The organism is Erwinia sp. TECH1 (genome assembly GCF_054057575.1).
In genome coordinates, this window is sequence record NZ_JBSRZK010000001.1 from 2,495,581 (window position 1) to 2,521,071 (window position 25,491).

Below are 25,491 nucleotides of genomic sequence, written 5' to 3' on the forward strand. Positions count from 1 at the left end.
ACGTCAGATTTGCCCAGGAAAGCGGATTATCTTACCGTCGCCTTCCGTGGACTGAAGCAGGATGGCTTCAGTCCGCAAAGCGTGGCAGCGGGAAAATGGGATCAGGGATCTGCGCGCCACCTCCATCCTCTACCGGGGGAGGTAATTCATTGCCAGGTATTTGCTCGCCAGGCGGGGTAAATTCAGGGCGATTCTCCACCATAACAAGGGAAATATCCAGGGTAGGACTGTCATGGCTGGTCACAATAGTCGGCTGAATAAATACTCTGTGCTTTCTGGTTGGAGAAACAAAACTGTAGACGCAGTTTGTGGCTGAGCCGGGTGAGCTATAGACGGGATCGCGCTGAATCAATCCAGGCCCGGATTGCATAACACGGCTGACTTTGATGGAGTTGCCAGCGCCATAATCTGAAAAATAAAGTACCAAATCAATAGCTTCACCATTGCCTTCAACAATGCGAATAAACAGCTCGGGTTCGGCAGGTCGGAATGAGCTAAATGCCAGAGGGATTACCGCTGTTTCACCATCAAGAACAATCCCGTTATCCATCCTCATCGAATTACTGTATTTCCTGCGCAGGATAAACATATTTTTCCCGGTCAGGTTTTTCATACTTACCGTAAGGTAAGTTCTGCTGTCCGTGCGGGTAGAAATACTGGAATAAATATCTTTAGCCGTTGACAACAGGCCAATCAGAGAACTTATAGCAGCAAAGGATTTCGTCTGAACCTGCGTTTTGGCACGGTACTTATGCAGGCATACCCGAAGGAAGTTTCTTATAGCCGCTTCACTCCATACGCCTGTGCCGGGATTGTCTAACTGTCTGACAGGATCGCCAGAACGTTTTGCAGAGGGAGTGAAGACAAGCGTGGTCGAACCGGTCGCATTGCGTTCGTTAATTGTCGCTGCTCTGACATCGTTATAGGCCATCCCGAAAGAAGGCTCTCTGCTGTTCTCGGTACCCCGATAAGTCATATAGGTCATCACGTTATCGTTGCCACGGGGGTCAAGGCCTGAAGCATAAACAGGTTCCAGCGTTTCATTATTAACGGTGACGTCCCAGATGAATAACTTGCTAAACCTGTGAGAATAAAAATTAATTCTTAACATAGGGATTTCGTCGGTACTGGGGTAAGAATCCATACCGGTAAAATTCACATCGGCGCTAATAACCAGAAAGCTAAGGTGGAAGACGGCATTGCCATTATTGATCCCATAGGCCGTAGGCCGGTAGCTAAACTCAAACTCTCCTTCATCGCCAGGAAAAAGTACGCCAGGCGTACGACTAAAACGTGCTTCGCCTTGAGGGTTTGCCGTTGCCCTGGCGAATTCCGGGCAGAGAATACATAAAGAGTTATTTTTAATTCTGATCTTCTCAACATTTCTTGAAGGCTGAGAGGCCGGGAAGTTGGCAAGTACCGCGCCCGTCGAGAGCCCCGCGGATAGCGTATCGCTAATGCCTTGAGCGACGTTATAATTTAATAAAACAGGATTATTTTTAACATACTCTAATCCATCATCGATATCATGAGCAGCCTCAAGATCGGTTAACGTGTGAAGTTTCATACATAGCCTCTTTGATCAGTACGCCAGAAATAAGGACGCCGCGATCGTATGCCGATGCCTGAAAGTTCACAATTTCAATTAATAACGGAGCGTGCTTAAAAAATGATGGGATCTTTGTGTTGCAAAATATATTCTCAGAACCCGTAATAATCTGTTGATAAACCTATGCTCAGCCATCAGTTCGCTATAAATCTGGTGAATAGCCGCAGGCTTTTAAGTGTGTCATCCAACTCGTAAAAAAAGCCTGATAATAATTATCAGGCTTTTTTAGCGTTAACCGGTTAAGTCAGCCGGGCTTATGCCAGGTAGAATACCGGCTTAAGCTCTTCGCTGACCGGGCTGAAATCCGGGTTTGACGGCATCAGTTCACACATCGACCGCCACCAGCGCTGGCACACTTCCGTGCTGGCGACCGCGTTCCAGCGCGCTTCCGATTCGATCTCCACCACCGCAAACAGCAGATGGCGCGACTCGTCCAGAAAGATGCTGTAATGATGCGCGCCGTGCGCTTTCAGCGTCTGCGCCAGTTCTGGCCAGATGGGATTATGCCGCTGCTCATACTCCTGATGCTTATCAGGATGCACCTGCATCACAAAAGCCTTACGCAACATGCGGATGCCTTGCTTCCAGCGCGGCGTGCCATGGCTGCACATTGAACCGTTCACCCAGCGCGACCAGCTGTTCCGTGGTAATGCTCTGGCGCATTCCGCCCATCGACAGCACTTTTACCACCACCTCGGAAGATTTCTCCGCCGTGTCGATCAGGCCAAAGGTTTCGTCCAGCGTCGGGCCTGCGCCGAAAATGCCGTGGAACGGCCACATCACCAGGCTGTGCGACGCCATCTGCTCCGCGGTTTTTTCGCCGATGCCGTCGGTGCCCGGCACCATCCACGGCACGATGCCCACGCCGTCCGGGAACACCACCAGACATTCGGTGCTGCCTTCCCACAGCAGGCGGGTAAACAGCGCGGAGTCCAGCTCCACCACATAGCTCAGCGACATAAAGTTAGTGGCATGGCAGTGCATGATGACGCGATCGGCGCCGTTGGTCACTTTCATGCGCACGCTGTGCGACTGGAAATGGGAGGCCAGCTCGGAAGTGGGCAGGCCGCCGTTGCTCAATCCCCAATAAATGCTGTAGGCGCGGCCGTCTTCGCTGACGCGCAGCAGCACCAGGCAGTCCGCCGGATCCAGCTGCACGTTGCGGAAAAATTTGCCGGAGCCGGTGACGATAAACCAGCAGTTTGCCAGTTCCGGTACGGGCTGCGTCAGTTCAACCGTGCGCGGCTCACGGTAGAAATCCTGAGCAAACGGCCGGACTTCTTCATCAAGTAAGCGGTAGCTGACGTTGCCGCCGTTGCGTTCATCCCACCCTTTTAACCACATATCCGTAGTGGCTTTTACCATTCCCTGGACGAACCATGAAGTCAGAATGTGTTGCATGTTGCATCCTTAACGTTTGCTGAGAGTTTGTTGTTCATAATGGCGAACGCTGTCAAGCCAGCCTGCGCCCGCCGGGACGTCGTGACGTACGCAGTACGCTTCCCACACCGCCTGCCACGGCAGCGATTTTTGTTCTTCCAGCAGGGCCAGACGCGCGGTGTAGTCGCCTTCCAGCTCCAGCTTTTTCAGTTTGTCCACCGGCTCCAGCAGCGCCCGCAGCAGCGCTTTTTTGGCGTTGCGCGTGCCGATAACCCAGGCGGCGATACGGTTGATGGAGGCGTCAAAGAAGTCGAGACCAATATGCACCTTGTCAAACAGGCGCTGACGCACGATTTCATGCGCGATGGCCTGGGTTTCGTCATCCAGCAGCACCACGTGATCGCTGTCCCAGCGCACCGGGCGGCTGACGTGCAGCAGCAGACGCGGCACGTAGAGCATGGCAGTTGAGATCTTGTCGGAGATAACTTCAGTCGGATGAAAATGACCGGCATCCAGCGTCAGCGCCGTCTGGCGGCTGGCGGCATAGCCCAGGCAGAATTCGTTTGAGCCAACGGTATAGCTTTCCGCGCCGATGCCGAAAAGTTTGCTCTCTACCGCATCGATATGGTGCGCCGGATCCAGCTTCTCGCTGATGATCTCGTCAAGCGAGTTCGCCAGGCGTTCGCGCGGCGCAAAGCGATCGATGGGCAGATCTTTCATGCCGTCCGGGATCCAGATATTCATAATCGACGGCGTGCCCAGCTGTTCGCCAAACGCGGCCGAAATTTTGCGGCTGGCTTTACAATGTTCGATCCAGAATTCACGGATCTCTTTATTGGCGCTGGCCAGCGTAAAGCCGTTTTCGCTCAGCGGATGCGAAAAGCAGGACGGGTTGAAATCCAGACCCAGGCCGTTGGTTTTTGCCCATTCCACCCAGTTGGCAAAGTGCTGCGGTTTGATTTCGTTGCGTTCGACCCGGCTGTCGCTTTCCAGATAAATGGCGTGCAGGTTCAGCCTTTTGGGGCCAGGGATCAGCGACATCGCCTGTTCCAGATCGGCGCGAAGTTCGACCGCCGTTCTGGCTCTTCCCGGATAGTTGCCGGTCGCCTGGATGCCGCCGGTCAACGCGCCCTGAGGATTTTCAAAACCGCGGACGTCATCGCCCTGCCAGCAGTGCATTGAGATCGGCAGCTGATCCAGCTGCTTCAGTGCGGCGTCAACGTCCACGCCTTGCTCGGCAAAGCGTGATTTTGCCAGTTCAAACGCCTGCTCAATTGCTTGGGTCATACGCATAGCTCCTTAACCGAATGTGTCAGTGACTGAAAAAGCGCCCAGCTGCGGCTGTAAGCGTCACTGGCCTGTGGAATAAAAGTGTTCAGCGGGAAATTTTGGGTGACCAGCTGGCGGAAATGGGTGACATCCCTGACGCTGCCGTGGGCGATCAGCTGGCTGCCGATATTGCCAAGCGTGGAGGCTTCGACCGGCCCGGCAACCACCGGAATACCGCAGGCGTTGGCACAAAGCTGATTCAGCAGCGGATTCTGACAGCCGCCGCCAACGATGTGCAGCTGGCTGAAAGGCGCGCCCCGTACAGCGGCAAGCTCTTCCAGCACGAAGCGGTAATAGAGCGCCAGACTGTCAAAAATACAGCGAGCCAGCGCGGCGGCCGTGGCAGGCGTCGGCATCCCCTGTCCGGCGCAGGCGTCCTGAATTTCGCGCACCATATTGACCGGATTGATAAAGCGTTCATCGTTGGGGTTAATAAGCGACCGGCAGGCAGGCTGCGCTTCTGCTTCCCGCACCAGCGCCGGCAGATCGTCGATAGCCAGTTCGCGGCAGACGCGCTGCAGCAGCCAAAGGCCCATAATATTTTTCAGCACGCGGTAGCGCCCTTCCGCGCCGCCCTCGTTGGTAATGTTGGCGGCCAGCGCGGCGGCATCGTTATAAGGTTGCAGGCTTTCAAAGCCCATCAGCGACCAGGTGCCGGAGCTGAGCCAGGCGACGTTGTCCGTGGTGAGCGGCGCCGCCAGCACGGCGCTGGCCGTATCGTGCGTAGCGACGGCGATGACCGGGACGGATAAGCCGGTGCTGGCCTTCCAGTCGCCAATTTTTACGCCGGGCGCGGTGGGCTTGCCGAACCAGGCGGGATTGGCACCCGTCCATTCCAGCAGCGCATTATCCCACTCGCCGCTCTGGCTATTCAGCAGCTGCGTGGTGGTGGCGTTGGTGTATTCCCAGTTAAGCTTGCCGGTCAGGCGATAGTGGAAATAGTCCGGGATCAGCAAAGCGTGACGTACGTCATTGAGCCATTCCGGCTGGCTCTCGCACAGCGCACGCAGCTGATAAAGGGTGTTGAAAGGCAGGAACTGGATTGCGGTGCGCTGGTAGATGGCTTCCCGACCCAAATCGGCGCAGGCCTTCTGCATTACGCCCCAGGTCCGGTCGTCACGATAGGAAACCGGCAGCCCAATCCGCTCACCCTGCTTATTCAGCAGCACGTAATCCACGCCCCAGGTATCAATACCGATACTGTCCGGCGCAATGCCCTGCTGAATCAGCTTGTCCAGCGAAGCAAGGATAAATTTTTCCAGTGCATCCACATCCCAGCATTGCCGCTCTTCCCTGACGACCAGGCTATTGACGCAGCGGGCGACCTCTTCCAGCGCCAGCTTGCCGCTTTGCAGATCAAAGCGGCCCAGCATCACGCGTCCGCTGGAGGCGCCCATGTCGATGGCAACACAATTTTGTAGGCTCATGGCGATGGCTTCCTGTCTGTTTAGTGCCCCCTAGTCTAAAAGCCGCTGCTTTTGGCACCTTCCTGCCAGTGCCAGGCGTGATCCCTCGCTGGCAACAGGGCAAAGGTGAACGTGAAGCAGCTCACATTTCCTGCTGAGGCACCGGCAAATTAACGGTGTGACGCGACGCGCACTTCCCAACTTGCCTGCGCACTTTCTTGAAAAACAAGCGGATTTGCCGATGTTTCCGGTCAAAAAATCAAGGCAGCAACGCAGGCGGCGGCGGTAAACTGACCCCAGAGTCGACCCAGGAGATGCACCATGACCCTACTACATAGCGTGGACTTTTTTCCCGGCGGCGGCCTGCCCGTTGCCATTGAACCTCGTATGCCGCAGAGCGCCTTTCCTGAACATCACCACGAGGATTTTCACGAAATTGTGCTGGTTGAACAGGGTGCGGGCGTGCACGTGTTCAACGGCGAACCCCGTACGCTTTGCGGCGGATGCGTTTGCTTTGTGCGCGATCATGATCGCCATCTTTATGAAAAAACGGATCGTCTGATCCTGACCAACGTGCTTTATCGTGGGCCGGAGGCGTTTCGCTTTATTACCAACTTCCAGCATCTTTTACCTCAGGAAAAAGAAGGACATTACCCCTCGCACTGGCGTATCAGCGGCCGGGTGATGGAACAGGCGAAAACGCTGATTAAAGAACTGGGCGCGCCGGTAGATCCGAAACAGCCCGAAGCGAGGGCCGAGCAGGAGCTGCGCTTTATGCAGCTGCTGGTGCTGTTGCGGCGCGGATGCAGCGAGCAGCCCGGTGACGATCAGAGCGGGAGAATGCGCGGTCTGCTGGACTGGCTGGCCGACCATTACAGCGAGGAAGTGGACTGGGACGCGCTGGCGGATAAGTTTTCACTTTCGCTGCGCACGCTGCATCGCCAGCTGAAACAACAGACGGGCAGCACGCCCCAGCGTTACCTTAACCGCCTGCGTCTGTTGCAGGCGCGGCATTTGTTACGCCACAGTGAAATGCGTATTACCGATATCGCCTACCACTGCGGATTTGGTGACAGCAATCACTTTTCTACCCTTTTTAAGCGTGAATTTGGCTTTTCTCCGCGTACCATCAGGCAAAATGACCTGTGAGGTGACACGTGAGCAAGCCGCTTTGTCTGGCGAAAGCCGACTATTTTCCGTCCGGGCTGATGCCGGTCGCTATTGCCGACCGCGCGCCCCAGCAAACTTTCCCGTCCCATATTCATGAGTTCTGCGAGCTGGTGATCGTCTGGCGCGGCAACGGGCTGCACGTGATGAACGATCGCCCCTGGCTTATTACCTGCGGCGATCTGTTCTACATCAGTCCTGAAGACTGCCACAGCTATGAGTCGGTCAACGAGCTGGTGCTGGACAACGTGATCTACTGCCCGGAGCGCTTTCGTCTTGGCCTGGACTGGTCGCAGTTTCTGCCGCAGGAAAAAAAGGCCTGGCGGCTGACGACGCGCGGCATGGCTTTGGCGAGAAGCGTGATCCAGCAGCTGGCGCAGGAGAGCGCCAAAAGCGATCGGCTGTCGCGTCAGCTGACGGAGGCGCTGTTTTTACAGCTGGTGTTGATCCTACAGCGTCACCGCTACGCGGCGGACGTTGCCTGGCAGCTGCCTGAGGGCGAACAGCTGGATCTGCTAATGTCGGCCATTCAGGGCCAGCTGGCCCATTTCGATCTCAGCGATTTTTGTCTTCAGCATCAGCTGTCGGAGCGCGCGCTCAAGCAGCTGTTTCGTCAGCAGACCGGCATGACGCCAGGCCAGTATCTGCGGCAGCTGCGCATGTGTAAGGCTAAATTTTTGCTGCGCAGCACGCCTTCGCTGATTGGCGACGTGGCCGCGCTGTGCGGCTTTGAGGACAGCAACTATTTTTCCGTCGTGTTTACCCGGGAAACCGGCATGACGCCCAGCGCCTTTCGCCAGCAGTTCGAACAGCACCGTCAGAAAAAAGCCGCCGCATGGTAAGCGCCACATCCCTGTGGCGTTCCGATCAGGAGATCATCCCCAGACCAACGATGTTGGCGGCAAGAATAATAACCAGACAGCCGCCGCACAGCACGCTGACCGGACGTTTGCCGACGTTCTTCCACTCTTTCAGCACCAGCCCGACCAGCCCTCCGCAGAGCACGTAGAAACTCATGTGCAGCATCCAGCTGATAAAGTCATACTGCGCGGGAATGCGGGCGTGGCCCCAGGCATAGAAGAAGAATTGCAGATACCACATGGTGCCGCCCAGCAGCGACAGCAGCAGATTGCTGACCAGCAGCGGTTTCGCTACCGAGAAATCCGCCTTTACCGACAGGCTGGACTGGGTAGCCAGACGGATAAAGCAGTAGCCCAGGTTAACCAGCGCGCCGCCGCCCATAATCACCACATAGCTGGGCAGCGCGGCATATAAAGGATTGATGCCCAGCTCCAGGGCGGCGTCTTGCATCGGTTTGGCGGCGTTCATCGCAAACGACATGCCGGCGGAGAAAATTCCGCAGAACACAGCCAGCACCAGCCCTTTTTTAAGGTTGAACTCTTCCGCCGTAATGCCCATTGCCCGCTCTTTCAGCAGCCCGGCGCGGGAAACAATCGCCACGCCGCACAGCGCCACCAGTACCCCCAGCAGCGTCAGCCGGCCGCCCGTGGAGCTGAACAGTTCGACAAATCGCCCCTGTAACAGCGGCGTCATCAGCGTGCCGACCACCAGCGTTACGCCGATAGCGATCCCTATTCCCATCGACATGCCCAGGTAGCGCATGGTTAAACCATAGTTAATATTGCCAATCCCCCACATGGCGCCGAACAGAAAAACAGGCAGCAGCTGCGCGAGCGAAAAAGAGCCGTAAAATTCCCAAAAATCAGGCAGCAGCGCGGCGCTGACGGCCCAGGGCAGAATAAGCCATGACATGATCCCGCCTACGGACCACATGGTTTCCCAGGACCAGTGACGCACTTTTTTAAATGGCGCATAGAAGCAGGCGGCGCTGGCCGCGCCCACCAGATGCCAGAAAATACCTGCAAAGATAAGGTGGCTCATGCTTTTTTTCCTTCATAGGAGGGTAAAATTCCCGGTAGGCTGAGTCTACGAAGGTTGCCTCTCTCCACACCTTTGGCTGGCTGCCTGCGCCGGCATGAAAATGGCAAAATCCACCGTCTTATCCCGTCTGCGATCACAGATACAGGTTATCTGTCTTTGCTCTGAAAAACATCCAAATATTTCCATTAACCTGCTGTTTATTCAGCACTCTTAGTCAAATCTCTTTGTCTTTTTGCCAGTTTCACGCGTGACGTGGCGCTCAGAGAAAGGCATTAACCCTCTCAATGCGGCAGCATAACTGCAACATTACATTAACTAAAACGCAAAATATCATTTACGGAGACGACGCCTGTGACGCGCCTGCATCATTGTTTTATTAACGGCCAGTTTGTTGAGAATCGCAGCGATCGCTGGATTGACGTGATTAACCCCGCTACCGAAGTGCTGCTGTGCCGCATCCCGCAAAGCGATAAAGAAGAGGCCGATCGCGCCATCAGCGCGGCCAAAGCTGCCCAACCCGCCTGGGAAGCGTTACCGGCCGTTGAACGTGGACGCTGGCTGCGCCAGATTGCGGCAGGCATTCGTCGTCGTGAAGCGGAGCTGACCGCCACTATCGTGGCGGAAGGCGGCAAAACGCAGCAGCTGGCCCAGACGGAAGTGCTGTTTACCGCAGACTATCTGGACTATATGGCCGAATGGGCGCGCCGTTATGAAGGAGAGATTGTGCAAAGCGATCGCCCTGACGAAACCATCCTGATATTGAAAAAAGCGATTGGCGTGACCACGGGGATCCTGCCGTGGAACTTCCCTTTTTTCCTGATTGCCCGCAAAGCCGCTCCGGCATTGATAACCGGCAATACCATTGTGATCAAACCCAGCGAGCTGACGCCGGCCAACGCGATAATATTTGCTGAAATCGTTGAAGAGATTGGGCTGCCGCCGGGCGTGTTCAATCTGGTAACCGGCTATGGGCCGGAGGTAGGACAGGCTCTGGCCGCCAGCCCGGAAGTGGGAATGGTCAGCCTGACCGGTAGCGTAAACGCCGGGATCGCCACGCTGGAGGCGGCGGCAAAAAACGTCACCAAAGTCGCGCTGGAGCTGGGCGGCAAAGCGCCCGCCATCGTCATGAACGATGCGGATCTGGATCTGGCGGTAAAAGCCATCGTGGCTTCGCGCATGATTAATACCGGGCAGGTCTGCAACTGTACGGAGCGCCTTTATGTCCAGGAAGGCGTTTATGATGAGGTGGTGCGCCGCCTGACGGCGGCTTTTAATGCGGTCAGCTGCGGCGATCCCGCGCAGGACGACACGCTGGATATGGGCCCGCTGATTTCTGCCGACGCGCTGGCGCGGCTGGAGCACAAAGTGGCCCATGCTGTGGAACAGGGCGCGACTGTAGTGGCTGGCGGCAAACGCAAAGGCGATCGCGGGTTCTTCTTTGAGCCAACGCTGCTGACCAACGTACGCCAGGACATGGCTATCGTCCGGGAAGAGACTTTTGGCCCGGTGTTGCCGGTTATCCCCTTCGCAACGCTGGATGACGCGATCGCGCTGGCTAACGACAGCGAATATGGGCTGACCTCCTCCATTTTTACCGAAAACCTGAATACGGCGATGCAGGCGATGAAAAAGCTGCGGTTTGGCGAAACCTACGTTAACCGCGAAAATTTTGAAGCGATGCAGGGTTTCCATGCTGGCTGGCGTAAATCCGGCATTGGCGGCGCCGACGGTCGCCACGGCCTGGAAGAATATCTACAGACCCACGTCGTTTATTTACAGGCACGCTGAATAACCAGGGCCGATGGTAGTCGGCCTTTTTCTTCTCACTCAAAAGTTACCACGCGCTTATAATTATGCATGTTACCTCCGCTTAGTTAATTTTTTTAAAATATAAAATATATTTTATTTCCAGCCTGATTTTTATCCCTCCTGATTATTAATACTCAACAAACCTTCTCAGCAAAATAATAAAGTGCGCGTTAAGACTTTTTTAATATCCGATGCGAGATCCGAATCACTGTTTATCCGGCGCGTTCAGGTTAGTTTCCTTGCCGCCGCCTGAGTAGTTTAATATCGCGCTCCGAGCGGAATAACCCATACTAAATTTTGATAATTTGGCAGCTTTTTAGATTATTATTTTAACCGGAGAGTACAATGCATATTCCTCAGGCAGCCGCAGAACCGCTTGCCGCTACGACGTGGCGTAAAACCGATACCGTCTGGATGCTGGGACTATACGGCACCGCCATCGGCGCAGGGGTGCTTTTCCTGCCGATCAATGCCGGCGTTGGCGGGTTAATTCCGCTGATTATTATGACCCTTCTCGCCTTCCCTATGACCTATTACGCCCATCGCGGGCTGACTCGTTTTGTGCTGTCGGGTAAAAATCCCGGCGAAGATATAACGGAAGTGGTGGAAGAACATTTTGGTCGCGGCGCAGGCAAGCTGATAACCCTGCTCTATTTTTTAGCTATCTATCCTATTCTGCTGGTTTACAGCGTGGCGATAACCAATACGGTAGAGAGTTTTCTGACGCATCAGCTGGGTATGATCAGCCCACCGCGTATGGTGCTGTCGCTGCTGTTGATCGTGGCGATGATGGCTATCGTGCGGTTTGGCGAACAGATGATCGTAAAAGCGATGAGCGTGCTGGTTTTTCCATTTGTCGCCGCGCTGATGGTGCTGGCCGTTTATCTGATCCCTCGCTGGAACAGCGCCGCGCTGGATACGCTTTCTTTTACTACGACCAGCTCAGGCAGCCTGATGTTGACGCTCTGGCTGGCGATACCGGTGATGGTATTTTCTTTTAACCATTCGCCAATTATCTCTTCTTTTGCCGTCGCCAAACGCAAAGAGTATGGCGCGGACGCCGAGCCGAAATGTTCCCGCATTCTGGCACGCGCGCACGGCATGATGGTGCTGACGGTGATGTTTTTTGTTTTCAGCTGCGTCCTCAGCCTGACGCCGGCCGATCTGGCCGCGGCTAAAGCGCAAAATATCTCCATTCTTTCTTATCTGGCCAATCATTTTAACGCCCCGGTTATCGCCTGGATGGCGCCGATTATCGCCATGATCGCTATAACAAAATCTTTCCTGGGACACTATTTAGGCGCGCGCGAGGGCTTTAACGGCATCGTAGCAAAATCGTTGCGCTCCGTCGGAAAAGAGATCGAGCCGAAAAAGCTTAACCGCCTGACGGCGCTGTTTATGCTGCTGACCTGCTGGCTTGTCGCCACGCTGAATCCCAGCATTCTGGGCATTATCGAAACGCTCGGCGGCCCGGTGATCGCCATGATCCTGTTCCTGATGCCGATGTATGCGATCCGCAGGATCCCGGCGATGCAGCAGTATCGCGGCCACCTCAGCAACCTTTTCGTGGTGCTGGCAGGCCTGGTCGCCATTTCGGGCATTGTTTACTCGCTGATGAATTAATCGGCCGGGCCTTCTCTTTTCGCGCGGAGTTTTTATGATTAGCGTTTTCGACATGTTTAAAATCGGTATCGGGCCTTCCAGCTCGCATACCGTCGGGCCAATGAAGGCCGGTAAAACTTTTATTGATGAATTAATTGCCCACCATCTGCTCCTTGACGCCACCTCGCTGGTTGTGGATTTATACGGCTCGCTTGCGGCGACGGGCAAAGGACACAATACCGACACCGCTATTATTATGGGGCTGGCCGGCTGGCTGCCGGAAAGCGTCAATATTGATGCCATTGCGCCTTTTATGCAGCAGCTGGCCGCTACGGGTCGTCTTTCCCTGGCTGAAAGCAAACACGAAGTCGCCTTTCCGCTTGAGCAGTGCATGGTTTTTCACAGCGTGAATTTGCCGCTTCATGAAAACGGGATGCGTATTACCGCCTTTGCCGGTTCCCGGCGCCTGTTGACCAGAGTCTACTATTCCGTGGGCGGCGGCTTTATCGTTGATGAAGCGCATTTTCATCAGCCACGGCAAAGCGCCGTTGCGGTGCCCTGGCCCTATAAAAATTCCGCCGACCTGCGCCAGCACTGCGCCGAAACCGGGCTGTCGCTTTCCGGGCTGATGATGCAAAACGAGCGGGCTTTACATTCTCCGCAGGAGTTGGATGCTTACCTGTTGCGGTTGTGGGAAGTCATGAGCAACGGCATTGCTCGCGGCATGACTACGGAAGGCATTATGCCAGGCCGTTTGCGGGTGCCGCGTCGTGCGGCAGCCCTGCGCCGCACGCTGGTCAGCAGCGATAAAACCACCAGCGATCCCCTGGCGGTAGTTGACTGGATCAATATGTTTGCGTTGGCGGTCAGCGAGGAAAACGCCACGGGCGGCCGCGTGGTAACCGCACCGACCAACGGCGCCTGCGGTATTATCCCGGCGGTGCTTGCCTATTACGATAAGTTTATTCGTGAAGTCAACGCCGGTTCGCTGGCTCGCTTTATCCTGGCCGCCAGCGCTATTGGCTCGCTGTATAAGATGAACGCCTCGATTTCGGGCGCGGAAGTAGGCTGCCAGGGAGAAGTGGGCGTCGCCTGCTCCATGGCCGCCGCCGGGCTGGCCGAACTGCTGGGCGGCAGCCCAGCCCAGGTTTGCATCGCGGCGGAGATTGCCATGGAGCATAACCTTGGGCTGACCTGCGATCCGGTGGCGGGCCAGGTGCAGGTACCCTGCATTGAGCGCAACGCCATCGCGGCCGTCAAAGCGGTTAACGCGGCACGGATGGCGCTTTATCGCGTCAGCGAGCCTCGGGTCTGTCTGGATAAGGTGATTGAAACCATGTATGAAACGGGAAAAGATATGAATGCTAAATATCGTGAGACTTCTCGTGGCGGCCTGGCAATTAAAGTGGTCACCGCCAGTTAAGCCAGGGTTGGCTTAGCCGTATCGATCGTTGCCCTGTTTGGCCCGCGTCATAACCACGCGGGCTTTTTATCGCTTTAGAAAGGCGCGCGCCTGTCGCGTTTGGTTGCTGCACATAGCCTGAAAGGCGCATATCCGTTGTTTCAGGCTGGTTTTATAAGGCACGCATCTTTTGTTCCTGGCCAGTTGCCAGAGTTTTTAACAAAGGCTCGTTCCTGGCCGGTTGCCAGAGTTTTTACTAAAGGCATGAACCTTTCGTTTCGGGCTGCTTCTACAGCGCTTCCACCCCGCTCGCCCGTTTGTTCTTCTCCTGGCCTGGTTTGACTTTTCAGTAGCGCCCAGCCGCTGAGCAGCGTCAGTGCCATCAGATAATAGCCCGGTGCCAGGCTGGTGCCGGTCGCGCTAATCAGTAACGTACAGATCAGCGGCGCAAAACCACCGAACAAGGTCACAGCAACGTTGTAACTAATCGCCATACCGCTGGCGCGCGTGGTCACCGGGAAGAGATCGGCCATCATTGACGGCACCACTGAGAAGTAGACCGATTTCAGCAGCGCCAACCAGCCGACCAGCAACAGCAGCCTGCCCGCCGTCGGCTGGTTCACCACCAGTGCGAAAGCCGGATAAATAGTTACCAGCAGCAGCGACAGCGAGCCCCACATCAGCGGCCTGCGCCCGATTTTTTCCGCCCACAGCCCCATCAGCGGCGTGACCACCGTCAGGATTATGCCCGCAAGCAGCGTGGCGCTGAAGGCCGTGGTCGCAGAAAGATGCAGGCTTTTGGTGGCGTAGGTCGGCACGTAGTTAAGCATATAGTTGATGCCGGTTGAAATAATCATCAGGCCGATCGCCAGCAGCATCAGGCTTTTCTGCTGCCCTGCCAACAGCCGAAGCGGCGAGCGAATTTTCTCGCGGCGGCTGAAGCTTTCCGGCTCGTGCAAATGACGACGAATGTACAGCCCGACCGGGCCAATCAGCAGGCCGAAGGCAAAAGGAAGGCGCCAGCCCCAGCTTTCCATCTGCGCCTCGCTCAGAGAGTGTGCCAGCCCAAGACCAAACGCCGAAGCCATCAGCGTGCTGGCTCCCTGAGTGGCGAACTGCCAGCTGGCGATAAAAGCGCGGCGCTGCGGGAAGTGCTCAACCAGGAAAGCCGTCGAGCTGCCGAATTCGCCGCCGGCGGAAAAACCCTGGATCAGGCGAGCCAGCAGCACCAACACCGGCGCGGCCAGGCCGATAGTGGCGTAAGCGGGCATAAGAACAATGATAGCGCCGCCCAGCATCATCAGGGAAATGGACATCAGCAGCGCTTTTTTGCGCCCGACGCGATCGGCATAGGCGCCCAGCACCACCGCGCCAAGCGGGCGGATCAGAAAAGAAACGCCAAAACTGCCGAAGGTCAGCAGCAGCGACACCGCCGGATCCGCCGTGGGGAAAAAAGCCTGCGCGATATAGCTGGCGAAGAAGCCATAAATCGCAATATCGAACCACTCCAGCGCGTTGCCGATACAGGTGGCGAACAGCGTTTTATACAGGTTGGGCGTGGCCGCTACAGAACGCTGCTGGTCGATTAAGGTACTCATTGCGCGCCTCCTTGCTGCTGCCTGAACCGCTGGTGGCTGGCAATCAGTTCGCTGCCCTTCTCGCCCAGATCCCACAGCAGCCGGGTCATTATCTGCAAACCCTCACGCGCAACAGATTGCAGCATGTGTTCATCCACGGCGTGTTGGCCGCAGGCCGGATAGGAGTGCGGGATCCAGAGCGTGGGCAGGTTCAGAATATGCGCGAAGACGTCATTCGGCAGTGAACCGCCCAGGTTTGGCAGCAGCGCGGGCTTTTTGCCGCTGACCTGCTGGATTGCCTCCAGCGCCCAGCCCACCAGCGGATTGCGCGGATCGAGCCGGGTTGCTGGCGAGCCGCGCAGCATCTTCACTTCTACCTGGCTGAATCCTGCTGCGGCCAGGTGCTCACGCAGGTGACGCTCAATGTTTTCCCAGTCGGTGCCCGGCACAAAACGCAGCTGGCAGACCGCCGTTGCGCTGCCGGGAATAGCGTTCATCGGCCGCGCCGGATTGCCCGTCAGAAAGGACAGCATCTCCAGAGTGTTCCAGCCATAGAGCCGTTCAGTGGGCGTCAGCCCCGCTTCGCCCCATTGCGCATCGATCTGCGGGCCGTTGACATCCTGTTGCAGGGTAATGTCGCTCAGGATCGCGCGGATCTCTTCCGTCAGCGCCGGCGGCTTCAGCGACGCAACCTGAAGCTGGCCGTGCTGGTTCACCAGAGAGGAAAAAGCGTTCGCCAGCTGGGTGCCAGGATTGCTGAGCAGGCCGCCCCAGTTGCCGGAATGGTAGTCGCGATCGCGGGCGTTGATGCTCAGCCGAACGTTTACCGCCCCGCGCGAGCCAAGAAACAGCGTGGGCCTTTCGGCGCTCAGCCTGGGGCCGTCAGAGGCGATAAAAATATCTGCGCCGAGCAGTTCCGGGTTTTCGCGACAGATTTGCGCCAGGCCGGGCGAGCTGATCTCTTCGCCCATTTCGAACAAAAATTTGCAGTTAAACCCCAGCCTGCCGCCGCGAGCCGCGTAGATCTGTTCGAGCGCGGCGATATTGACCGAGTGCTGGCCTTTGTTGTCCGCGCTGCCCCGCCCGTACCAGCGGTCGCCCTCTTCCGTCAGCCGCCACGGAGCCAGCCCTTCGCGCCAGTTTTCGTCGTCGCCGAACACTACGTCGCCGTGTCCGTAGCAGAGCAGCGTCGGCAGCGCGGCGTCTTCAATACGCGAGGCCAGCAGAAACGGGTAGCGCGGCGCCTGAGGATTATCGATTGCGATTAGCTCAAAGCCCATTGCCTGCATGGCCGGGGCGATTTCCTGCTGCAGGTAGCGCTGGATCTCCGCCTCGCGGTTCTCCCGCTGGCTTTCGGAACGAATGGCGATGCGTCTGGCCAGCACCTGTTTAAACTCACCGCGGTCAAACCATGCCATGGCCTGCGTCAGAAGCTGCTCAAGGGTCATAAGTCACCTGTGTTTGCTTTTATAGTGTTATGGCTTCCATCTAAGCTAAAATCTGGCTTTGCCACAATTATAAAAATATCAAACAAGCTTTGCTGCAAAAGCAAAGGTTCGCTGCACTACCAGGCAGCATGCACCATAAAGAGGCAGGTTTATGCTTAGTCCTGAAGTCCGCTATTTTCTGGCCGTCGCCAGTACAGGTTCGCTTAGCGCCGCCAGCCAGCAGCTGTTTGTGGCCGTTTCGGCTATCAGTCGTCAGATCCAGCGTCTGGAGGCGGATATTGGCGCGCCGCTGTTTGAGCGCCATGCGCGCGGTATGATCCTTAACGATGCGGGCAGAATTTTTGAGGGTCACGTCAGGCGAAGCCTGCTGGGCATGGAGCAGGCAAAAGCGGAAATCAAAGGCCTGAAGGCGGTACGGCGCACGGCGCTGCGCGTCGCCTGTACCGACGGCATGGCGTTCAGCCTGCTGCCGGGGCTGTGTTCGCGGTTCCGTCAGCTCAATCCGGCGGTCAGCTTTAACCTGACCGTAGGAAGCGTTGAGGAGGTGGCGGATATTTTGCGCCAGGGCGAATGCGATGTGGCTTTTCAGTTCAGCCTGCATCCGGAGCGCGGCGTCGAGGTGCTGGGCTCCTGGCCCGCGCCGGTGCTGATGGTGATGCGTAAAGACCATCCGCTGGCGGAAAAGTCGATCCGACTGCAGGATTTATCCGCCTGGCCGATGGCGCTGCCCGATCGCGCCACCACGGTGCGCCAGCTGTTTGATCTCTCCTGTCAGATGAACGGCACCTTTATCGAGCCGGTACTCACCTGCAATAATTTCAGTACGCTCTATGCATTTTTACAGCAAAACCCGCTGGCGATCACGCTATGCAGCCCATTCACGGTGCTATTCCAGCACGCAGGACTGGATCTGGCGTTGCGTTCTCTCGGGATCGATCAGCTGACCCAGCGTACATTGCAGGTTCAGACCGTGACCGGCCGTCAGCGTTCAGCGGCGCTGAATCTGTTCCTTGCCTATGCCTGCGAAGAATTAGGCAAGCACAGCGGGAACGGGCGCTGAAACAGCCCGCTCCCGCGCCGAATAGCCGCGGCTATTTAAGATCGACCTGCCAGAAAAGGTGTTTGCCAAAAGGATCAACCTGATAGCCCGTCACCTCTTTGCGTACCGGTTCAAAAATGGTGGAATGGGCAATCATCACCGCCGGCATTTGATCGTGCATCATCTGCTGCGCCTGGCGGTAAAGGACCACGCGCTTCTGATGATCCTGTTCCGAGCGCGCCTCAGTAATCAGCGCATCAAACGGCTTGTAACACCACTTAGCCGAATTCGATCCGCCTTTCGTCGCGGTACAGCTGAACAGCGGCCCGAAGAAATTATCCGGATCGCCTGTTGCGGTGGTCCAGCCCATCAGCGCCGCCTGATGCTCGCCGTTTTTAACGCGCTGCAGATACTCGCCCCATTCAAAGGTGACGATATGGGCGTTGATGCCCACTTTTTGCCAGTCGGCCTGGATCATCTCCGCCATACGGCGCGCGTTGGGGTTGTAAGGCCGCTGAACCGGCATCGCCCACAGCTCTATGGCGGTGCCCGGCGCCACGCCCGCCTCTTTTAACAGCGCTTTAGCGCGCTGCGGATCGTAAGGATAATCCTGTAAATCGCTGGCGGCGCTCCAGACGTCAGGCGGCAGCAAATTTTTTGCCGTCGTGCCCGTACCCTGAAAAATAGCGTCGATAATCGCAGGTTTGTTGATCGCCATCGCCAGCGCCTGGCGCACCCGGACGTTATCCGTCGGGGCTTTTTGCGTGTTAAACGCCAGAAAGCCCGTGTTGAGTCCGGGTTTTTGCATCACCACCAGATTGCTGTCCGCCCGTATTTTGGGCAAATCGGCCGGGTTGGGAAACGGCATCACCTGGCATTCATTTTTGGTCAGCTTGGCGAGACGTACCGAGGCATCCGGGGTAATAGAGAAAACCAGCCTGTCCAGCTTCGCTTTCCCCTGCCAGTATTCAGGGAAAGCGCGGTAAAGAATGCGCGAATCTTTCTGATACTGCGCGAGCACAAAAGGCCCGGTGCCGAGCGGATCGCTGTCGACCTTCTCCGGCGTGCCCGCTTTCAGCATGGCATCGGCATAGTCAGCCGAAAGAATAGAAGCAAAATACCAGGCCAGATCGGCCAGAAACGGCGCTTCGGCATGGGCCAGCGTAAAGCGCACGGTGTGCTCGTCCAGTTTCTCGATATTTTTAATCAGCGAGCCGAACTCCAGGCTTTCAAAGTTGGCGTAGGTGCCGCCGGAAACGTTGTGATAAGGGTGCTGCGGATCTTTCTGCCGCATAAAAGAAAAAATTACGTCGTCTGCGCCAAAATCGCGCGTGGGATGAAAATAGCGGTTGCTTTGAAATTTTACGCCTTTGCGTAAATGAAAGGTGTAAACGGTGCCGTCAGCACTGAGATCCCAGCTTTCTGCCAGGCTTGGCATAAGTTCAGTGGTGCCGGGTTTAAAGTCCACCAGCCGGTTATAAACGGTCGCGGCGCTGGCATCTACGCTGGTGCCTGACGTATAAAGCTGCGGATTAAAATTTTCTGGCGATCCCTCCGAGCAGAATACCAGCGTATTGGCCGCCGCGCCCGTTGCCGCTGCCAGTAGCATAGCGGCTGTTACTCCTTTCAATACCGATTGCTTCATCCCCTTCTCCCCTGATTAAAAGATTAAGTCAGTGCCGGATATCAATGCCGTGAAGCCTGAGTCGGAATCAAGCCGCAAACCACTATTAACCTTGTTTTATCCAAATAGCAAAGGGAATTCGGTTTGATATTTATCCATACAACTTACTGATGTTACGGTTAATCCTGAATGCGCGCCCCGGCAGAAGCGAAATAAAATAGCGCGTTGGAGATAACGCTGATTAAACAGACCTGCTGTTAAGATCGGCCAGGTATTTAGAGGATGTTTACCGAGGAGATTTAATTAACGGGTAATTAGCAACACATTGCCAGCGCGCTATAAAGAGATTTTCAGTAGAAAGAAGAGATAATACCCTGCCGGGCGGCAGGGTATCGGGGCCCGATTAGTTCAGCTTATAATCCAGCGTAATTTCCGCATTCATCAACTGGGAAACCGGACAGCCCGCTTTGGCCTGATTGATGATTTCATCAAACTTAGCGCTGTCGACGCCCGGCAGAGCGATCTGGCTCTGCAGCGCGATTTTGGTGATCTTAAAGCCTTCGCCAACTTTATCCAGCGAGACGTCCGCCGTGGTGTCAATGCTGTCCGGCACCAGACCTTCGTTACCCAGCATCAGCGAGAGCGCCATCGAGAAGCAGGCAGCGTGTGCCGCGCCGATCAGCTCTTCCGGGTTAGTGCCCGGCTTGCCTTCAAAGCGGGTGTTGAAACCGTAAGGCTGTTCTTTCAGCGCGCCGCTTTCGGTGCTGATAGTGCCCTTACCTTTCTTGATATCGCCTTCCCAGTGTGCCTGACCTTTCTTATGAATAGTCATCAATATCCTCCCGTTTGCTTTGCATGAAGGGTAAGTATAGTGACTTTTCAGCAGTTTGCTGACGAAGCACTTGCAAATGCTCATTTACTAACCGTTAATAGAAGGAGACCACAGGAGAAATACCATGTTTAAAACTGATGATATTGTGCAAAGTAAAACCGGCGGCCCAAAGATGGTGGTATTGCAGGTTAAAGGCGAGACGCTTTATTGTGCCAGAGTGGATGATGCCGACAAAAAAGAGATCGAGGTGCCTGCCAGCTCGGTCAATCTTTACCATGAAGACGGCGACTTTGGCGTTTGCTGATAAGCAGGGCCGCCCGGCCCTTTTCTTCTCTTAAGCACAGGATTGTCTATGTCTCAGCAACTGGCCAGCCAGTTAACCAGCCGTTTTTTCCGCTATCTTGCCGTCACCAGCCAGAGCGATGCCGCCGCGACCAGCCTGCCCAGCACGCCCGGTCAGCAGACGCTGGCTAACCTGCTGGCGGAAGAGCTGCGCGCCCTGCGGCTGGAAAATGTGCAGGTCGATGAATGCGCGACCGTTACCGCTGTCCTGCCCGGCAAGGCGCCGGGCGCGCCGCGTATCGGTTTTATCACCCATATCGACACCGTCGATGTCGGCCTCTCGCCCCATATTCACCCGCAGATTTTGCGCTTTGAAGGCCAGGATCTCTGCCTCAACAGTGAACAGGAGATCTGGCTGCGGGTGGCTGAACACCCGGAGATCGTCCCTTATCAGCATGAGGAAATTATCTTTAGCGACGGCACCAGCGTGCTGGGCGCCGATAATAAGGCGGCCGTTACGGTCGTGATGACGCTCCTGGAAAACCTCCGCGACGCAGCGACGCACGGCGATATCGTGGTCGCCTTTGTGCCTGATGAAGAGATCGGCCTGCGCGGTGCCAAAGCGCTGGATCTGGAGAAACGCTTTAACGTCGATTTCGCTTATACCATTGACTGCTGCGAGCTGGGCGAAGTGGTCTATGAAAATTTCAACGCGGCGTCGGCGGATATCCGCTTCACCGGCGTGCCGGCGCATCCGATGTCAGGCAAAGGCGTACTGGTGAATCCCCTGCTGATGGCCTGGGATTTTATCAGCCATTTTGACCGCCGCCAGACGCCGGAGCACACGGCCGGACGCGAAGGCTATATCTGGTTTAACGAGATGACGGCAAACGCGAGCGAGGCAAGACTAAAAGCCTCTATCCGTGATTTCGGGCTGACGGGCTTTGCGCAACGCAAGCAGCAAATCAACGAGGTCGCCGCCTTGATTGCCGGACAGTATCCGACCGGCAAGGTGGAGGTCAGCATCAGCGAGATCTACAGCAATATCAGCAACGCTATCGGCGAAGATCGACGAGCGATAGATCTGCTGTTTGCCGCGCTGGAGACGCTGAACATTACCGCGAAGGTTACGCCGATGCGCGGCGGAACCGACGGCGCGGCGCTGTCGGCGAAGGGCCTGCTGACGCCAAACTTTTTTACCGGCGCGCACAACTTCCATTCCCGCTTTGAATTCCTGCCGGTCTCCTCCTTTGTGAAGTCTTATCAGGTGGCAGAGCAGCTTTGCCTGCTGGCCGCGCGGCAGGCATAAAAAAAGCGCCGGGTTACGGCGCTTCAGGCTAAGGCATAACGAGGATCAGAAAGAGACCCAGTCATCGGCGCTGGCTTTCGCCACGGCTGGCCGTGCGCTAATCGGCGCGGCCTTGACGTAAGGCGTCGGTGACGGCCTGGCGGCTGTAGCCGGTGAAAGACGGAACTTAGAAACGGAGAGCGTCAGCTCTTCGGTCTGGCGCTCCAGCGCGCTGGCCGCTGTAGAAACCTCTTCCACCAGCGAGGCATTTTGCTGCGTCACGCTGTCCATTTCGGTAATGGCGGTGCCAATCTGCGAAATGCCCTTGCTTTGCTCTTCCGAAGCGGAGGCGATCTGCTTCATGATCTCCACAACTTCCGCTACCGCCTGTAGCATGTCGTCCATCGTGCTACCGGCTTCGCCAACCAGTCGGGATCCCTGATTCACGCGAGTAACGGAATCCGCAATCAGCGTTTCAATCTCTTTAGCCGCCCCGGCGCTGCGCTGGGCAAGGTTGCGCACTTCGCTGGCTACCACGGCGAAACCACGGCCCTGCTCGCCTGCCCGCGCCGCCTCTACCGCTGCGTTCAGCGCCAGAATGTTGGTCTGGAAAGCGATGCTGTTAATCACGCTGGTGATTTCCGCAATCTTGCGAGAACTGCCGGAAATGCCCTGCATGGTATCCACCACGTCTTTTACCAGCTTGCCGCCCTTGCTGGCGGTGGTTGAGGCGCTCTGCGCCAGTTCGCTGGCCTGACGCGCGTTATCGGCGTTGAATTTCACGGTGGCCGTTAATTGCTCCATGCTCGCGGCGGTTTCTTCCAGCGCGGCGGCCTGCTGTTCGGTGCGAGAGGAAAGATCGTTGTTACCGGAAGAGATTTCCGCCGCGCCACGGTAGATATTATCCGTGCCGCTGCGGATGGCGCTGACGGCTTCACGCAGGCTATCCTGCATGGCGCGCAGCAGCGGCATCAGTCGGCCAACGCAGTTGCGGCCAATATCTTCCAGCGGATGGCTCAAATCGCCCTCGGCGATGCGGCGGAAGTGCTCGCGCATTCCATCCAGCGGGCGCACCAGCATTTTTACCAGGTAGCGGTCGGTAAAAAGCAGGATCAGCAGGCCGGCAATCACCGCCATAACAATGATCATTTTAGTCATATCGGTCAGGTGATCGACGGTGACCCGCGTTACGTCCAGCTTTTCGCCAGCGGCAAGGTTGAATTTATCCACGCTGGCGCCAAAAGCGCGGCTCAGCGGCGGCGTCACGCTGGCGGCATGACGACGGAAATCGTCCAGCGACGCCTGCTGCGCCAGCTGCATCTGCGGCAGAACCCCTTCGTCCAGCAGTTTCTGCCAGCTGGCGATGACGGCAGCAGCGTAGCCTGGTGCCAGTGGGCCTGGCGCTTCGGCTTTGAAATCGGCCAGCAGCGTGGTCATGTTATCCAGCGCTTTTTGTACCGAGGCCATATCCGCAGCCGCCGTTGGGCTTCCCGCCTGGCGGGATTCCACTGCGCGCGTCAGACGAGTAATAAAGCGAAAATATTGATCGTTGCCCTTGCTCAGGGTGGTCATCTGGTTCACCAGCTCACGGTCAACCTCGTTGCCCTGGCCCAGCGAATTCAGCGCGCAGACGCTGTAAATGCCCACCGCCGTCCATAGCAGGCAGAAAAGCCCGAGGATCGACAGCATTACGCTGCGGATGGTAAAATCTTTTAGCAAATTCATAACTACTCCGTAACGATGTTAAAACCCGAGTGCTCGTCCTGCGTGGTGGACGCTTGACAGGAGTTATCGGCATCGCCAACAAAATCATGAGTAATTATTTCTTTCTTATTCAGGGCGTTACTGACCATAACGCAGCGTTAAGTCCTTGCTGCGCCTGTTATTTGTTTTTTTAATCCGTTATAAATCCAGCGGGACGATGTTAAAAAATTATTCCCGGAGTTTAACAATATTTTTCATCAGCAGGCGAAACAGCTGCATCCGTCTGCGCATAAAGTTTTTCTCCAGCCTGAGCGTCGGGCCCGTTTCGCCGAAGCGCATCATTACGTCTGTGCCAGGCTGCCAAACCGGCCAGTTGGGTTCGCCTTCGAGCCGGTGAGAAAAGAGGCTGGCGTGGCGGGCAAAATTCAGCCAGTAACCGCTAACCTTTTTAGCAAACTCGCGATCGCCTGCGGTAAAGGGGCGATCGCCCATTTGCGTGGTCAGCTCGTCGAGGGTATTGAGCGTATAGGGGATCTCATTGCCGTGCCAGGTTCCGTCAGGATAAAGGTCACGCGAATTTTCTGATACGTAATCGAAGTAGTAGCGCCAGACAGGGATACCTTTGCGGGCGTGGGAGAGCGCGGCGATATAGCCCATGGCGGTAAAAGTCATATCACGCGCCACCTGCCTGCCGAGCTTGTCGTCATCATACAGGCCGTCGTACAGCAGGCGGATCATTTTCATACGCAATCCCAGGCGCTGCGTGGCGCGCAGCTGCCGGATAATCAGCGCGGGATCGACCCCAAAATAGCTGAGGACGCTGGCCTCATCGCTGTTGCTGCCGATCATTAACGGCAGTTTGTGCTGGGCGGCGTTGTTAAAGACTTTCAGCATGGGTACGGGTAAAACCCGATCGCCCGCTATCGCCACCGGGCCGTTAGCCAGCGAACTCTCCAGCGGCCAGAAGGCGTCGGCAGGCAGCGCGCGCAGCTGCTCCGCCGTGGCGTGCGGCAAATCAAAATGGCGGGCCAGCTTTTCGCCGTTTGCCAACGCCTTTTCGCGCGGTAGATCGGGCAGCGCATAGGGGCTTTGCGCGATGCCTTTATGGAACAATCCAACCGAAAGCGGCGAGGAAAAAAGCGAAAGCACGCTGCGCGCGCCGGATGATTCTCCGAAGATCGTTACGTTATGCGGATTGCCGCCGAAGGCAGCGATATTACGCTGTATCCATTGCAAAGCAGCGATTTGATCCAGCAGCGCAAAATTATTGACGACTTCGCCCGGCGCATACTCTTTATCCAGCGCCGGATGCGCAAAAAATCCCAGATGACCCAGCCGATAGTTAAGGGTAACCACCACCACGCCCTGCGAGGCCAGCGGCTGGCCGATATAGGGCGCCAGGCCCGCCGCGCCAATGGTAAAACCGCCGCCGTGGATCCAGACCATGACCGGCATTGGGCCCGCCGGCTCCGTTTCCGGCGTCCAGACGTTCAGATAGAGACAATCCTCACTGAACGCGCCCGGATCGCCGCCGCCCACCGCCGTGCAATATTGCCGGTTCTGCCAGCTGGCCGCCCCCCATGCCGTGGCGTCACGCTCTCCCTGCCATGGCGTTACCGGCTTCGGCGATCGCCAGCGATACTCGCCGACAGGCGGCGCGGCATAAGGTATGCCCCTGAAAACAAAAACGTCCTTATCCAGACTGCCGCACAGGGTCCCTTCTGCCGTCCTTATCCTTATCAAGCGTTCGTTTTTCATTGCTGCGTCCTGAGTAATCTGCTGACTATTATTTGCAAGCGCCACGGCAAAGTCCAACAGGTGACCTCATTTACAGAAAATGCTTACGGTTCCTTAACATTTGCATCATGCTCTTCCAGTTTTTCTGATTATTAATCAAATGATTATTATTTATCGAACCGTTCAGTTCATGCTGTAATTTGCAGTCTGCTAATCAACAGAACCGGGAAATCAACGTCGTTCTTTTGCAAGGCGTAAGGGGATATTTACAGCCAAAGTCAGCTCAAGCCGCATCGTTTCCGACACGGCTTTGATAACGAAATGGCGACGGCGGGCTGAAAGCTATTACCGCAT

Annotated in this window: 20 protein-coding genes; 8 read left to right on the top strand and 12 right to left on the bottom strand. The window is 56.3% G+C overall.

Going from position 1 to position 25,491, the window contains the following annotated elements; all coding sequences use genetic code 11:
* Positions 1 to 67: 67 nt before the first annotated feature.
* The 5 genes from ACVWZ0_RS11660 to rhaB all read right to left on the bottom strand — a co-directional run bounded on the left by ACVWZ0_RS11660 (position 68) and on the right by rhaB (position 5,745).
* Positions 68 to 1,567, bottom strand: coding sequence for a hypothetical protein (locus ACVWZ0_RS11660; protein WP_253454020.1), 1,500 nt, complete (start codon positions 1,565 to 1,567; stop codon positions 68 to 70).
* Positions 1,568 to 1,863: 296 nt separating this feature from the next.
* A complete protein-coding gene (rhaM, locus tag ACVWZ0_RS11665) occupies positions 1,864 to 2,178 on the bottom strand; it encodes an L-rhamnose mutarotase (protein ID WP_253454018.1) in 315 nt (104 codons plus the stop codon).
* Positions 2,168 to 3,010: a rhamnulose-1-phosphate aldolase gene (gene rhaD, locus ACVWZ0_RS11670; protein ID WP_125287617.1), complete on the bottom strand. Its 843-nt coding sequence runs from the start codon at positions 3,008 to 3,010 to the stop codon at positions 2,168 to 2,170. The genes rhaM and rhaD overlap by 11 nt, the downstream gene beginning before the upstream one ends.
* Positions 3,011 to 3,019: 9 nt before the next feature.
* Positions 3,020 to 4,276: an L-rhamnose isomerase gene (locus tag ACVWZ0_RS11675; protein WP_253454016.1), complete on the bottom strand. Its 1,257-nt coding sequence runs from the start codon at positions 4,274 to 4,276 to the stop codon at positions 3,020 to 3,022.
* Positions 4,273 to 5,745: a rhamnulokinase gene (rhaB, locus tag ACVWZ0_RS11680; protein ID WP_253454014.1), complete on the bottom strand. Its 1,473-nt coding sequence runs from the start codon at positions 5,743 to 5,745 to the stop codon at positions 4,273 to 4,275. Before rhaB ends, ACVWZ0_RS11675 begins: the two co-directional genes overlap by 4 nt.
* Before the next feature lie 300 nt (positions 5,746 to 6,045).
* Between rhaB and rhaS the strand changes: the two genes are divergently transcribed.
* The gene (gene rhaS / locus ACVWZ0_RS11685; protein WP_253454013.1) at positions 6,046 to 6,873 is read left to right on the top strand and encodes an HTH-type transcriptional activator RhaS; all 828 of its coding nucleotides are present in this window, start codon (positions 6,046 to 6,048) and stop codon (positions 6,871 to 6,873) included.
* A gap of 8 nt (positions 6,874 to 6,881) precedes the next feature.
* Positions 6,882 to 7,733, top strand: coding sequence for an HTH-type transcriptional activator RhaR (rhaR, locus tag ACVWZ0_RS11690; protein ID WP_253454011.1), 852 nt, complete (start codon positions 6,882 to 6,884; stop codon positions 7,731 to 7,733).
* A 25-nt stretch (positions 7,734 to 7,758) separates the two neighbouring features.
* Here the strand turns inward: rhaR and rhaT are convergent, their stop codons facing one another.
* Entirely contained in the window at positions 7,759 to 8,793 is a 1,035-nt protein-coding gene (gene rhaT, locus ACVWZ0_RS11695; RefSeq protein WP_253454009.1) for an L-rhamnose/proton symporter RhaT, read from the bottom strand.
* Positions 8,794 to 9,144: 351 nt separating this feature from the next.
* Here rhaT and aldA point away from each other — a divergent pair, with 351 nt between their 5' ends.
* The 3 genes from aldA (at position 9,145) to ACVWZ0_RS11710 (ending at position 13,627) form a co-directional block, all read left to right on the top strand.
* On the top strand, positions 9,145 to 10,581 hold the full coding sequence (aldA, locus tag ACVWZ0_RS11700) for an aldehyde dehydrogenase (RefSeq protein ID WP_253454007.1): 1,437 nt from the start codon (positions 9,145 to 9,147) through the stop codon (positions 10,579 to 10,581).
* 366 nt (positions 10,582 to 10,947) lie between these two features.
* Positions 10,948 to 12,225 carry an HAAAP family serine/threonine permease gene (locus tag ACVWZ0_RS11705; protein WP_253454005.1) on the top strand — a complete coding sequence of 426 codons (1,278 nt, stop codon included), beginning with the start codon at positions 10,948 to 10,950 and terminating at the stop codon, positions 12,223 to 12,225.
* Between the two features lie 34 nt (positions 12,226 to 12,259).
* A complete protein-coding gene (locus tag ACVWZ0_RS11710) occupies positions 12,260 to 13,627 on the top strand; it encodes an L-serine ammonia-lyase (RefSeq protein WP_253454003.1) in 1,368 nt (455 codons plus the stop codon).
* Positions 13,628 to 13,767: 140 nt separating this feature from the next.
* Here the strand turns inward: ACVWZ0_RS11710 and ACVWZ0_RS11715 are convergent, their stop codons facing one another.
* Positions 13,768 to 15,204 carry an MFS transporter gene (locus ACVWZ0_RS11715; protein WP_456784093.1) on the bottom strand — a complete coding sequence of 479 codons (1,437 nt, stop codon included), beginning with the start codon at positions 15,202 to 15,204 and terminating at the stop codon, positions 13,768 to 13,770.
* Positions 15,201 to 16,631, bottom strand: a complete 1,431-nt coding sequence (locus ACVWZ0_RS11720; RefSeq protein ID WP_253453999.1) for a M20 family metallopeptidase — start codon at positions 16,629 to 16,631, stop codon at positions 15,201 to 15,203. The genes ACVWZ0_RS11715 and ACVWZ0_RS11720 overlap by 4 nt, the downstream gene beginning before the upstream one ends.
* A 151-nt stretch (positions 16,632 to 16,782) precedes the next feature.
* Between ACVWZ0_RS11720 and ACVWZ0_RS11725 the strand changes: the two genes are divergently transcribed.
* Entirely contained in the window at positions 16,783 to 17,691 is a 909-nt protein-coding gene (locus ACVWZ0_RS11725; RefSeq protein WP_253453997.1) for a LysR family transcriptional regulator, read from the top strand.
* Positions 17,692 to 17,722: 31 nt separating this feature from the next.
* Here the strand turns inward: ACVWZ0_RS11725 and ACVWZ0_RS11730 are convergent, their stop codons facing one another.
* Positions 17,723 to 19,279, bottom strand: a complete 1,557-nt coding sequence (locus ACVWZ0_RS11730) for an ABC transporter substrate-binding protein (protein ID WP_437177807.1) — start codon at positions 19,277 to 19,279, stop codon at positions 17,723 to 17,725.
* A 418-nt stretch (positions 19,280 to 19,697) separates the two neighbouring features.
* Entirely contained in the window at positions 19,698 to 20,126 is a 429-nt protein-coding gene (locus ACVWZ0_RS11735) for an OsmC family protein (protein ID WP_125287630.1), read from the bottom strand.
* A 124-nt stretch (positions 20,127 to 20,250) separates the two neighbouring features.
* On the opposite strand from ACVWZ0_RS11735, the gene ACVWZ0_RS11740 reads away from it, so the two are divergent.
* Complete coding sequence (locus ACVWZ0_RS11740) at positions 20,251 to 20,430, top strand: DUF2158 domain-containing protein (protein WP_125287631.1); 180 nt, start codon at positions 20,251 to 20,253, stop codon at positions 20,428 to 20,430.
* A gap of 48 nt (positions 20,431 to 20,478) precedes the next feature.
* The gene (pepT, locus tag ACVWZ0_RS11745) at positions 20,479 to 21,717 is read left to right on the top strand and encodes a peptidase T (RefSeq protein ID WP_253453993.1); all 1,239 of its coding nucleotides are present in this window, start codon (positions 20,479 to 20,481) and stop codon (positions 21,715 to 21,717) included.
* Between the two features lie 45 nt (positions 21,718 to 21,762).
* Here the strand turns inward: pepT and ACVWZ0_RS11750 are convergent, their stop codons facing one another.
* A complete protein-coding gene (locus ACVWZ0_RS11750) occupies positions 21,763 to 23,421 on the bottom strand; it encodes a methyl-accepting chemotaxis protein (protein WP_253453991.1) in 1,659 nt (552 codons plus the stop codon).
* Between the two features lie 207 nt (positions 23,422 to 23,628).
* On the bottom strand, positions 23,629 to 25,158 hold the full coding sequence (locus ACVWZ0_RS11755) for a carboxylesterase/lipase family protein (protein WP_253453989.1): 1,530 nt from the start codon (positions 25,156 to 25,158) through the stop codon (positions 23,629 to 23,631).
* Between the last annotated feature and the right edge of the window lie 333 nt (positions 25,159 to 25,491).